The 13,451-nt window shown below is 46.9% G+C and carries 7 protein-coding genes; 4 read left to right on the top strand and 3 right to left on the bottom strand.

The genetic code is table 11. The annotated features are described in order from the left end of the window. Together PBAL39_RS25145 and PBAL39_RS23670 are read right to left on the bottom strand one after the other, a co-directional pair. A partial coding sequence (locus PBAL39_RS25145) for a PepSY domain-containing protein (RefSeq protein ID WP_198139875.1) occupies positions 1 to 225 on the bottom strand: 225 nt, incomplete at its 3' end. Between the two features lie 2 nt (positions 226 to 227). Then, positions 228 to 2,549, bottom strand: a complete 2,322-nt coding sequence (locus tag PBAL39_RS23670; protein WP_008246567.1) for a TonB-dependent receptor — start codon at positions 2,547 to 2,549, stop codon at positions 228 to 230. Between the two features lie 218 nt (positions 2,550 to 2,767). Between PBAL39_RS23670 and ggt the strand changes: the two genes are divergently transcribed. From ggt to PBAL39_RS23655, 3 genes are all read left to right on the top strand, one after another. Next, complete coding sequence (ggt, locus tag PBAL39_RS23665) at positions 2,768 to 4,468, top strand: gamma-glutamyltransferase (RefSeq protein ID WP_039867605.1); 1,701 nt, start codon at positions 2,768 to 2,770, stop codon at positions 4,466 to 4,468. 204 nt (positions 4,469 to 4,672) lie between these two features. Further along, complete coding sequence (locus PBAL39_RS23660) at positions 4,673 to 4,996, top strand: GNAT family N-acetyltransferase (protein ID WP_008246559.1); 324 nt, start codon at positions 4,673 to 4,675, stop codon at positions 4,994 to 4,996. Positions 4,997 to 5,173: 177 nt separating this feature from the next. Beyond that, entirely contained in the window at positions 5,174 to 6,202 is a 1,029-nt protein-coding gene (locus tag PBAL39_RS23655) for a hemin-degrading factor (protein WP_008246557.1), read from the top strand. Positions 6,203 to 6,233: 31 nt separating this feature from the next. Here the strand turns inward: PBAL39_RS23655 and PBAL39_RS23650 are convergent, their stop codons facing one another. Next, entirely contained in the window at positions 6,234 to 10,250 is a 4,017-nt protein-coding gene (locus PBAL39_RS23650; RefSeq protein ID WP_008246554.1) for a hybrid sensor histidine kinase/response regulator transcription factor, read from the bottom strand. Positions 10,251 to 10,399: 149 nt separating this feature from the next. Between PBAL39_RS23650 and PBAL39_RS23645 the strand changes: the two genes are divergently transcribed. Continuing rightward, positions 10,400 to 13,447, top strand: coding sequence for a TonB-dependent receptor (locus PBAL39_RS23645; protein WP_008246550.1), 3,048 nt, complete (start codon positions 10,400 to 10,402; stop codon positions 13,445 to 13,447). Positions 13,448 to 13,451: the final 4 nt, after the last annotated feature.

Here is a 13,451-nt window from a genome sequence, read left to right as displayed (position 1 = left end):
TTTTACTTCCGGACCAAGCGCCTTTTGCGCCCGCTGACGTAATGCTGTAAAACCCAAATATGACCGGTTGCCTGATGGTGCTGAAAAATACCGGTCGTGGTAAAAATATTCCTTCAGCTCATCCGAAAAAACAGTGATACACCCGGTTAGGCTAACTATTAAAACGACCAGGCCTGTAACCAGGCCCAGCCATTTATGTATCCAAAAGAATATTTTCCTCAGCACCGTTAAAAGTTATACGAAAGGTTCAAACTCATGGTCACACCATTACCACGTACATATTCCGCATCAATTGCACGATACTGGCTCACTACCGGATAGTAAGAAGTATTGAACAGGTTCTCCACCCCAAGGCCTGCAGACCATTTGCTGTTGTAACGGTAGGCTGCGGTAAAGTTGAAAACATTCACTGAGCTTACCGGGCCTTCACTATTCGCATACAGTCCATTCGCACGCAGATCAAAGCGGTCACGACTTCCTGTATTTACCCAATAGATCTTCATGTCAAGTGAACTTAATGGACGATACCCCAGATAAGCTGTAGCCTTTGGTGGGGCAATTCTCAAACCGTTCATGTAGACCTTCGTCCCGCTGGCCTGCTCCGCCTTGCCTTCTACATAAGAGTAGCTACCGCCTGCGGTCCATGCATTGCTCAGGAATACGTCCGCTGCAATCTCATAACCATGAATTCTTTCGGGTTCACGCTGAGGGACCAGGAAGCCATTCACATCGACCAGGTTAGCTCCCAGTTTGGACTTGCTGATGTAATATGATGCAGTAAGGTTAACGATGCCCAGCTTACTGCTGAAACCAGCTTCGTAGTTGTCGGTAATGATGGGATCGGTAGCGATGCTTTCCAGCGTATTGCTCGTGGCACTTCGCAGGATCCGGCCAAGTTCATTGATGGCAAATCCCTGTGAGAAGCTGATGAAAGGATTGAAAAGCTCATATTTGTTGTAACGTAAGCCGGCATTGAATGTAGTGGAGTTGTATGGTATTTTTCCTCCGGTTACAGGAATGCTGCCCTCACCATCAGGCCCTCTGGCGATGGTGTTGAAGTCCTTGACCTTCACCCTTGCGTTTTCATACCTAAGGCCCGCCTTCAATACAAAGTTGGTCAGGAGGTCAATTTTCATCTGCGCATATGGTGCCAGGTTGAGCATGTTCATGTCCGGAATGTACACCCTGCCATCGGTAAGTACCTGATTGGTACGGTCATTTAGCAGGTCGAGTCCGTAAGTAAGCTCCCCCTCACCAAGGGAACCCATTTCCCATGGAGTGTTTAAGGTCAAGCGGAGCCCTTTTTTGTACGACTGAATTTTGGTTTGTCCGGGGCCATACCATGCAGTTGCCTGTGCTACATACCTGTTCATTGATACAAAGCTGTTGTAGTATGCGGAGACATCCAGCGTGCTTCCAAAAGGCAGTGCCGTGTTATGATAGGATAAAAGGGCATTGTGGTTGTATGGAGTTCCGGCTGCCTCTCCAGGATCGTCGCCTTTCTGGCCTACAGATGGCTTTATCCCATACCTGCCGGTTACATTAACGTAATCGCTGCTTTGTACACTTCTGAACAAGTTGTAGGAAGCCACAATTTCGCTTTTATCATTTGGACGGTAAGCAAGTTTGACAAAAGTATTGTATAGTGAGTTTTCTCCTAATCCGTCCGGTTGTGCGTTCACCATCCCTTTGGCATCCTTCAATACGCCTGTATAGTTGTAAGTGCCATTGAAGATATAAGAGAACTTATTTACAGTTCCTGAGAAACTTTGAGAAAGCCGGTATCCCGTGGTGTTAGAGGGATTGGCGAGGTTACCATTTAATCCTAAGCTCGTGCTGCCGCTGAATGTTCGGTCTGCGGATGGTTTCTTCGTGATGAAATTGATGATACCACCTGCAGAGCCGTTGCCGTAAATGGAAGTTGCCCCCTTGATGACCTCAATACGCTCAATTGCTGCGGGGTCGAGGGTACGGATATCTCGGCTTCCATTCATCAGTGGCGTGGATTGTGGGATACCATCAATCAGCACCAATACCTGACGACCACGGAGTGTCTGCCCGGAGTTTGTCGCTTTGTTGCTTGAGGTTCCTAATCCGGGAACGGTATTTCCAAGTATGGCGGAAACTGATGGATTGACATTTAACTGTTCTTTTACCTCACGTTCCGTTAAAATGGTGACAGAGGAAGGGACATCTTTCAGGCTCTCTGGTTTTCTGCCGGCGGTCACTACCACTTCGGAAAGGTCGTTTTCTGCCTGAAGGGCGAAAGAAACCTCTGCCTGCTGATTGGCAACCACATCGACATCTTTTGTCATTGGCAGATAACCGACCAGCCGGATGCTGACCTGATATTTGCCTGCAGGTACATCGTTAAACAAAAACCTACCTTGCTCATTTGTCTGACTACTTTTGCCTCCTGTTAATCTGACCGTCGCATACTTTAACGGTTGACCTTCTGAATCAGTGACCGCCCCGGATATCGAACCAACCTGCCCGGCATTTGCCTGCGCATCAGTTATTAAGGGTGAAAATAGTAAACAGGGTAACATGAAAAGGAAAAGATATCTTCTGCCAATTAAGGAGCAAAAATTTGGAATGAAACGTTGAACTTGACTGGTGGTCATATTTTTTGTGCTAGATTAAAACTCCGGCAAAGCTATCTATTTAGATTAATTCTAAGAGATTATTTTCAAAATAGTTTGCACCTGCTGCATGCAGCTGATGTAATCACTGATCATGATGTTCAGCATATTTATTATCTTTAGCGATGTGCCATCAACCTCGATACCTGAAAATTCTTCTTTTGTTTTGTGCGGGATTTATTTCCTGCTCTCTTGCGCAGACACAGGATACCCAAAATAACATTTATGACAAGGCAGCTGTGGTTACCGCACATCCTGAGGCTTCAAAAGTAGGCCTGCAGGTGCTGCGACAAGGGGGGAATGCGGTTGATGCTGCTGTAGCGGTGCAGTTTGCCCTGGCCGTGGTCTATCCCAATGCCGGTAATATCGGCGGCGGTGGTTTTATGGTTTATCGTGATAAACAAGGGCATTTTGATGCCTTAGACTACCGCGAAACCGCCCCTGGAAAGGCATTTAAAGATATGTATCTCGACTCAGTAGGGAACGTCGTAGCCGACAAGAGCTTTTTTGGTGCACTGGCTTCCGGTGTACCGGGGGTGGTGGATGGCATGGTCAGTGCGCATCGGAAATATGGAAGGTTAAAATGGAAACAACTGCTGCAGCCGGCAATTGATCTTGCCGAAAATGGATTCCGGATTACGGCGCAACAGGCGCATGAGCTCAATAGCTATAAGGCGGAATTTCAAAAATACAACCAGAAACCGATAGCTTTGGTCAAAGCAGAATCCTGGAAGTCCGCTGATCTCCTGAAGCAAAATGAGCTTGCCGCTACACTCAGACTGATCCGTGACAAGGGCAGGAGTGGATTTTACGAAGGTACTGTTGCTAAAGCCATTGTAAAGACGATGCGGTCTGGAAATGGGCTGGTCAGCCAAGAGGACCTGAATGCTTACCGATCGGTCTGGAGAAAACCGGTGTCCGGAAGTTACGGTAATTACAAGGTGGTTTCCATGCCGCCGCCTTCCAGCGGGGGGATTGCACTGTTGACCATGCTGAAACAGATGGAGAGATTTCCATTGAGCCGCTGGGGGTTTCAGCGTGATTCTACGGTGCAGCTGATGGTGGAAGCGGAAAGAAGGGCTTATGCCGACAGGGCGAGCTATCTTGCTGACCCGGATTTTTTCAATGTCCCTCAGCGAGCACTATTAGACACTGCCTACATCAGCAGCAGACTTAACAACCTGGATTTTAGTCGTGCGACGCCAAGTGCCGAAGTGAAGGAAGGTGATTTATTAGCTGTGGAAAGTGAACAAACCACGCACTTTTCTATTGTCGATGCCGATGGAAACGCGGTTTCCGTCACCACTACACTCAATGGTTCTTACGGATCGTTGGTGGTTGCAGAAGGTGCCGGCTTTATCCTCAACAACGAGATGGACGACTTCTCCGTAAAACCGGGTGTACCTAATGCCTATGGTTTAGTCGGGGGAGTTGCGAATGCAATTGCTCCAGGCAAACGGATGCTGAGTTCTATGACGCCTACGATCCTGGAAAAAAATGGTAAGCTACTGATGGTTGTGGGTACTCCTGGTGGATCTACCATCATCACCTCTGTTTTTCAAACGATATTAAATGTGGTCACTTTCGGTCAGGGTATGCAGGCAGCGGTCTCGGCTCCACGTTTTCACCACCAATGGCTTCCCGACGAAGTATATGCCGAGGAAGGGGCCATAGATCCGCAAACCAGACAAAAGCTGACAGCAAAAGGATATAGGATCTTGACAAGGGGCGCTATCGGAAGGGTGGATGCCATCCTCGTAAAACCTGATGGCAGGCTCGAAACAGGTGCTGACCCCAGAGGTGATGATACCGCCCTGGGGTATTAACTGTCGATATTTTTCACTGACTCATCTTATGCTTCGTTCGTGAAATTTTGATATATCGCCAGAAATCCAGACGTGATGTGTGGTTATCTTATTGATAATCATTTGATATTTGCTCTGGAGCTTTTTTTGCTGGTATCTTGAAAAACAAGAGCTGCGATTTGTGATCTGGACTATTTGGATCAAATCATCAATCTATAAAACAACATGGAAGAAAATCAACAGGTTAAGGTGGTCCATAATGTGGATCAATTGAGGTTTCAGGTAGAATTACAAGGGGAATACGCTACTATAGAATATCGTTATTACAAGAAAAATATAGCATTTATGCACACTACGGTGCCGGATGCCTTCAGAGGTAAGGGGGTTGCTGCTGCAATGGCCGTTGCTGCACTCAATTTTGCACAAGCGGAACACCGTAAGATCATGTTGTATTGCCCTTTTGTTGCTAAGTATGTGAGGGAGCATCCTGAATATCATGCATTGGTTGACACGGCTTACCATCCTTCTTTCGGCAAGTTACATCCCTAATTGTATTTTAGAAAACTGCTTTGCCTGGATCCCGGTTGTCCTCCAGCAACAATCATGATGTAGCCCCCATTCAGGAAATTTTAAGGTTAGGCTGAGACTGATTACATTTGAGGAATGCCACTGCAGATTGGTGATTCCAGCTAAGGCAATTTAATAGGACATGGAGAAATTTTTGATATGGAACAGACATTAACATTAAAACAACGGTGGAAGATCTTTCAGGCGGAGCATCCAAAGGTACGCATCAGGGATGCTGCGAAATCATTAAATAGTACAGAGGCGGAATTGATCGCCACCACGGTGGGGTCTGGAACTCTCCGTCTCAACGCCCAATTTCCGGAATTGCTGCAGGAAGTGGAAAGTCTCGGTAATGTGATGGCGTTGACCCGCAATGACCACTGCGTTCATGAGCGTCAAGGTGTTTATACCAATCTTTCTTTCCAGGGGATGATGGGATTGGCCGTCAACCCGGACATCGACCTCAGGTTATTCATGAGCCAGTGGAAGTCAGGTTTTGCAGTGGATGAAGACGGCCGCAAAAGTCTGCAGTTTTTTGGCCCCGACGGAACAGCCCTGCACAAAATATACCTTACTGAAAGCAGTGATGTTGCTGCCTATGAAACGATTATCAGGAAATACAAATCGGAAGATCAGGATGCTGCATTGGTGATCGAAGCAGCAAAGGCTCCGGCGACTGAGCGTCCCGATGCTGAGCTCAATGCTGAAGGATTTCAACAGGAATGGCTCGATCTTAAAGATACACATGCTTTTCATGGCTTGCTGAGAAAGTACGAAATGAGCCGTATACAAGGACTGAGGTTAGCACCGAAAGGGCATGCCAGGCAAATCACGGTACCATCAGTGAAGAAAATTCTGGAGCAGGTCGCGGCAGATGGTATTGAAATCATGGTATTTACAGCCAGTGCAGGATGTATCCAGATCCATACCGGACTGATCCGGAAGTTACTTCAAACAGGCCCCTGGTTCAATGTGCTTGATCCTGAGTTTAACATGCACCTCAGGGAGGATGGAATTGCAACTGCCTGGCTGGTGAAGAAACCTACAGAAGATGGTCTGGTGACCAGTATCGAGGTTTTCGATGATGCAGGAAATATCATCGTTCAGTTTTTTGGCAAACGTAAACCGGGGAACCCTGAGCTGGAAGCCTGGAGATACATTGCCAATACGCTTGCGGAAGCTCCTTAATACTAAATATTCGCTTGTTTTCTATTGCTCTTTAACCTGTTGTGGTAACCGGTGTATTTTTTACTGAAGCGGCATATTCTGAGGGGGTCATGCCAAACTGTTTTACAAAACTCCTCGCAAATTGTGCCGACGAACTGAATCCGGTGATGGAGGCTATTTTAAGGATTTTAAAATGCCCTTCAGTGAGTAACAGCGCCGCGTGTTTCAAACGGGTGATGTTGATCAGTTCATGCGGCGACAAATTGGAAATTGCTTTTGTCTTTCGGTAAAGCGTTGGCCGGCTCATGTTCATGACATCCGCCAGGAAGTCAACATCCAGGGCGGTGTTTGACATGTTTTTTATAATCGTATCGTTCAGCTTATCCAGAAAGGCTTCATCAGCCTTATTGTACGCCATGCTCTTGAGGTGCACCAATGGGGAATGCGCAAAGTGATTTTTAATCTTATCACGTAAGGTGAGCAGGTTAACCACCTGGCTCAGCAGGTGGTTCGGGGAGAATGGCTTCTCGATATAAGCATCTGCGCCCACCTCCAGACCTTCGATCTTCGACTGTAATGTGTTCTTCGCAGTGAGCAGAACAATAGGGATATGCGCATAGTCGATATTGCCTTTTATCGTTTTGCAGAGTTCCAGTCCGTCCATCACCGGCATCATGATGTCACTGATGATCAGCTGCACACTCACATCGTTGAGTGCCTTCAATGCTTTTTCACCATTTTCAACGGCTACAATGGTAAAGTCTTCCTGCAGGATATTGGTGATGAAGGTCCGGATCTCCGGATTGTCTTCTACCACTAAAATCACCGGGAGCTCTGCATCTGATTTCGACAGCGGTGGCTCGTTCTCCTCAGCATGGACAGCTGAGGGAATATTGCGGCCGATCGTGTACTCCTGATCGTGGTGTTTCGGCAGTCGCAGCTCAAAGCAGGTACGCCCCTCAATTTCCGTATTCAAGTCCAGTGTTCCTTCGTGCAGCTCTGCCAGTGACTTCGCCAGCGATAGTCCGATACCGGAACCTATCTTTGTTTTAGCGCTTTCCATTCGGTAAAAAGGCTCAAACACCAGTTGTTTGTATTTCTCAGGGATGGTATTCCCATCATTGATGATCACAATGCTGAACGTGTCCTCATCTGAAGAGGTCTTGATCCATACTTTTGCTGATGCATATTTTAAGGCATTGTCCAACAGGTTGCTGACGATCTTACTGAGTGCCTCTGCATCTGCAAATGCCAAAAGCGGGGTTTGCTCAAGCTCCACCAGCATCAGTATCTTTTTTTCGTCAATCAGCGGCTGAAAGCGGACGCAGGTATCTCTCAGCAATTCATTCACGTCGAGCTGTACAAAGCTCAGGTTAAAGCCTTTCTGCTCCGTTTTCCTGAAATCCAGCAGCTGGTTGGTCAGCTCCAGCAAGCGGTCAGTGTTTTTCTTCATGATCGTCAGGTTGCTCGCCAGTGCGGGAAGTTGCTCCGTCTTTCTGATCACCTCCTCGAGAGGTCCGTTGATTAATGTCAGTGGTGTTCTGATCTCATGTGTCACATGGGTGAAAAAATTGATTTTTGCATGGTAAAGCTCTTTTTCTTTTTGAATCTCCCAACGCTCAATTTTTTCACGATGTTTAATCCAGAGTCTTCTGTGGTAATACCTGACCATGGCAAATACGAATGCCGCCAGTGCGATTCCGTAACAGATCAGGGCAGGTACGCTGGCCCAGAACGGGGGATCGATGATAATCTTCAGTTGGGTGATCTGCCCATTCCAGATGCCACTGCTGTTTGAGGCTTTGACCATAAAGGTGTATTCGCCCGGGGAGAGGTCGGTAAAATAGACTTTTCGATTGGTCTTTAGATACGTCCAGCGGTCATCAACTCCCTTCATCACAAATGCGTATTCAGTCATTTCCGGCGCTGTGAAACTTAATGCCGCGAAATCGATACTCAGATTTGACTGGTGATGAGACAACCTGATCTCCTGCGTAAAGTTGATCGGGCCGCTGAGTCCTGAGTTTCCAGTCCCCACTTCCAGTTCTTTATTGTCTACCTGAAAACCGGTGATGTATACCTTTGAAATAAATTTATTCTCCCTGAAGCGTTCGGGATTGAAGCTGATCATCCCCTTCACACTTCCAAAATACATCTGGCCATCTTCGTCCTTGAAAGCTGAGCCATAATTGAACTGGTCGCTCAGGAGTCCATTGGCTTTACTGAAACTGATAATTTTTTCTGTTTTTGGGTTGAAGTGTACCAATCCCCTGGAGGTGCTGATCCATAGGTTCTTCATTTCATCTTCCAGTATCTTGTAGAAAATGTTGGAAGGAAAATCGTCTTTTGTCGTATACCGCTTAAATCCTCTGTTTCCTGACGTCAGTTTGTTCAGCCCATTCTCCGTAGTAATCCACAAATTGTGGTCGGAATCCTGAAAAATCCCGTTGATCTCATTGCTGCTCAGACTATTTTTGTCCTGGGCACTAAATAAATAGCTGTCCGATTGTTTACTGCGCCTGTTGAAGGAATATAAACCATCTCTCAGTGTACCTGCCCAGATGGTGCCATGTTCATCTTCGAGCAGGGCAGAATAGTGTTTGTTGCCGGGAACTTCATTCAGCAACATAAAGTCGTCGCTGCCAGCATTGTACCTGTACAATCCGAAAGCCGTTCCGATCAGGAGCTCATCGTCCTTTGTTGTGATGAGGCTTTCGATAAAGTTGCTCTTGAACTCGTTGGGAGCGGGGCCAGCCTTGTATTTTTTGATTACCCTCGAAGTATTGATGTCGAATACATCCAGTCCATGTTCAAAGGTCCCCAGCCATAACTTATTGCCGGTAACGGCAAGTCCGTGGATGTTGGAGTGAGAGAGGCTGCTGCCTGGCGTCGCAGGCATAAAATTCACAAAGGTTTTGGTCTTTGGATTGTATTTATTCAAGCCGGCGTCTTCAGTGCCGATCCACAGGTTTCCCTTTCCATCTTTGACAATTTCCCGGACAGCATTACCCTGCAGGCTGTTCTCACCGGCCTTGGGATAAAATTTATCAAAAGAGGTGTAGGGCTGCTGGTAATAACTCAAGCCACCGAAATAGGTACCACACCAGATACCGCCTTCTTTATCTTTTGTCAGGGTATATACTGCGTTGTCCGAGAGTGAATAGCTGTCATTGGTCTTACTTCGCAGATGGGTATACTTGTTGCTCTTCCGGTTATAAATGAAAATGCCTGATTCAGTGGCAATCCAATATTCATCTGTTGCCGTCTTCAGAAAATCCCGAGCATAGATGATGGTGCGGTCGGGGTTGCTGATGGGAACATCCTGGTAGTCGTGACTACGCAGGTTAAACAGCTTTATCCCCTGATTGGATGTTCCAATGAAGAGGTGACCATCTCCGGTATCTTCAATTTTTTCTATCCATCGCGATAATGCGGGACCCGACCTGCTGAACACATTGTAGGGCTCAAACCTGCCGGAGCCAGGCTGATAGTGCTGCAGGAAGCCGAGTGCGGTGGAAACCCATAGGTCACCACTGTCGCTAATCGTGACCGATGTTGCCTGTTCCGGAAGGATATTTTCGAATCCCGTCAGCTTACTGGTTTTTTGTTCGTAGTACTGCAGGATGCCACCGGCAATAAACCAGATCTTACCGCGCCGGTCAGTCTTCAGGCTATTGATGTCTTTTGTGCATGTGCCTGCAATCAGTCTAAATGTATCGTTTGTCTGGTCATATAAATAAAGCCCTTTGAGCGTGCCGATCCACAGCTGCCCTTTTTCATCTTCCAGCAGAGAATGAATAAAATTATGCCCCAGGCTGCCGGGCTGTTCAGGGTCATTGCGGTAGACCTTAAAACGGTACCCGTCAAAACGGTTCAATCCGTTTTTGGTACCGAACCACATGAACCCGTTTTTGTCCTGCAAACTGCAGATCACCGAATTATAGGATAAACCGGATTCTACCTGATAATGCCTGAAATTGTAGGACTGTGCCGCCGCCATCTGCTGGACACCCACAAGAATGCATAAGCTGAAAAATATGGTTTTTAAATGCCCGGAAAAAATCATCATTAAATATAACCGAAAATTAGAGCATAACCTGAAAACCCGTTCAAATCGTTTGTTATGGCTGATAATTGATACACAATGAACAGATTTTGAACTAAAGCGTCAACTCATATCACCTTATTTAGCGGTATCCAAATATTAAATTTCATTGTATGAACAAAAAACTACTCCAAAGACGGGATACTGGTTTCCGTCTGAAGTTGATCGGTAACATCAAAGACCGGATGCTCAGCTTTCTCCTCATGTTATTCCTGTTTACCTGCGCTGGTTCGGCGAAGGCACAGGAGAAAATTACAGGTACAGTAAAGGATGCCGGCGGGCCGATGGTAGGCGTGGGGGTGCAGTTAAAAGGTACAGGTGTTTCTACCCTTACTGATGGTGATGGTAGATTCAGCATCACGTTGCCAGCAGGGCAGAAAGGCGTCCTTGTATTTTCCTTTATCGGATATACCACGAAAGAAGTTCCTGTTTCGGGCACGCAGCCCCTACAGGTCACACTTGTAGAATCCAGCTCGGACCTCAGCGAAGTGGTAGTGGTAGGTTATGGCACCCAGCGTAAGCAAGACCTTACGGGTGCAATATCTGTAGTAAAGGCAACTGATGTCAAGAAACGACAGGCAACTACCGTTGCAGAGTCCCTGCAGGGACTTGCTACCGGGATACGGGTGCGTGGTGGCGGTCAGGCTGGCTCTGAAGCACAAATCCAGATCCGCGGGCTGAAGAACTTCTCAGGAACCAACCCACTGTATGTGATCGATGGGTTGGTGACTACGGCAAACCGTGATTTCAACCCCGCCGATATTGAGTCGATCCAAATCCTTAAAGATGCTTCCGCAGCAGCAATTTATGGTTCCAGAGCGGCAAATGGTGTCATCATCATTACCACTAAACGCGGTGCTGAAGGGCCCACAAAAATTGATGTTTCTGCCAAAACAACACTGCAGACCATTCCAAGGTATGACCTTGCTAAAACAGAAGAATTTTCAAGGCTCAACTTCATGGCTTACGACAATGCTGGTGCGACAAGACAAAATCTTGACCTGTCGGTAAATACCGACTGGCAGGATGAGGCCTTTCGTGTCGGACAGGTGCAGGACTACTCAATGAGTTTTTCCGGAGGAAGCAAAGATGCGACCTATTTCATCTCCGCTGGTTATTTCGGCAATAAAGGTGCAGTAATCAGTACTGACTTCGACCGGATTAACTTCAGGGTGAATACAAAGAGCACGAAGGGGATCTTCACCATCGGGGAAAACTTAGCCATTAGTAATGCTAAGACGGACGAGATGTCTGGAAATCCTATTATTGATGTCGTCCGGATGCTGCCTACCATTCCGGTTTACAATTCCGCAAACCCAGGCGGGTATGGTTATGGCGATGAAGGTCGTGCGAGGACATTCGGTAGCAACCCGGTCGCTATTGCAGACCTGGATGACCGTACCAATGAAAACCTGCGCATCCGGGGTAATCTCTTCTCGGAACTGCAATTTCTCCCTTCCCTGAAATATAGGATCAGCCTCGGCTATGAAACCAGTCGCGACCATTTTACTTACCTGCGTAAGGAGGGAAACTGGACATTGAACCAGGCCTATGATCCTGCCATCTTCAATGAAAACAGGGGCGAGTCTTCAACGGCGCTGATTGAAAATACACTTTCATTTACAGAAACTTTCGGAAAGCACAACATCAATGTGCTCGCCGGACAATCCTATCAACGCGATAACTATGCGCAGATATGGGGCAGAAAAAGAAATATCCTGGCAAATCCTGCCGGTGGTTATTATGAAGTACTGGATCAGGGAAATGAACCTCAAACCGGCGGTTTCAAAAACAGGACCGACCTCATTTCATATTTCGGCAGGTTTGAATACAATTATGCTGATAAATACCTGGTCAATGGGGTAATACGTACGGATGGTGTCTCCCGTTTCGGAAAAGATCATAAGTTTGGTGTGTTTCCCTCGATCTCCGGAGCCTGGCGCATCAGTCAGGAGGAATTCTTTAAAACTTCATGGATCAACGATCTGAAGTTACGCGCAAACTACGGTACACTGGGGAGCAGCAACATAGGTCCTTACGATTACATCGCCTTTATCAATACCTTCCCTACAATTGTAATGGGCCCTGGGCAGGCGGTACAACCGGGTTCTACACAGGTGCAATTGGCAAACCCTGACCTGCGCTGGGAAGAAGTCACACAACAAAACTACGGGTTTGATGCTACGGTGTTGGACAATAAGCTGACAATCAGTGCAGAGTACTTCATCTCGAAAACAAAAGATGTACTTCTCCGCTATCCCTTGCTGACCTCAACAGGCAATGATGGTGGTAATCCATATGTGAACGGGGCTACTTTAGGCAATCGTGGATTTGAGTTCACCGCTACCTATCAGGAGAACAGCAACCCATTTAAATATAGCGTCACAGGAAACCTGACCACCTTACGCAATAAAGTGATCGACCTGGGTTATGGCAAAAACAGGACCTTTGTCGGCAATACGGTGACCGAGGTAGGACGCCCTATTGGAATGTGGTATGTGCTGCAGACAGATGGCCTTTTCCAAAATGCAGCGGAGGTGGCAAACTATAAAAATGCTGCAGGTAAGGTCATCCAGCCAACTGCACAGCCTGGTGATATCCGCTTTAAAGATAACAATGGTGATGGAGCAATCACCAATGCGGACAAGGTCATTGCTGGAAATCCATGGGCGGATTACGAGCTGGGCCTAAACTTCAATGCCTCCTACAAGGACTTTACATTCAGCATGGACTGGTTTGCGTCCTTTGGTTCTTTGGTGTTCAACGGTCCGCGTAGTGTGACAGACATGTTTTCTGATAATACCAATTACCGTGCAGGGATACAGCCATGGACACCTGAAAACCCGAATACAGATGTGCCACGTGCCTTTTATGGCAGTACCATCAACTCAAGAGGGGATACGGACCGCTGGCTGGAAAACGGTAGTTTCGCACGGATGAAGTACATCGGTATTTCCTACAACCTGCCTGATGACCTGATGAAAAAAATTGGGTTCAGGAATGCACAGGTGACCTTATCAGGGCAAAACCTGATCACCATTACCAAATATTCCGGACTGGATCCTGAATTCAGCAACAACAGCATTTTTGAAAAAGGTTATGACTTTGGTGCCTTCCCGAATTTAAGGATGGTATCTGTCGGTTTACAGTTTGGATTTTAATATG

The organism is Pedobacter sp. BAL39 (assembly GCF_000170795.1).
Lineage (GTDB): Bacteria > Bacteroidota > Bacteroidia > Sphingobacteriales > Sphingobacteriaceae > Pedobacter.
The sequence above is the reverse complement of the archived record's forward strand: the minus strand, read 5'-3'. Positions and strand labels throughout refer to the sequence as shown.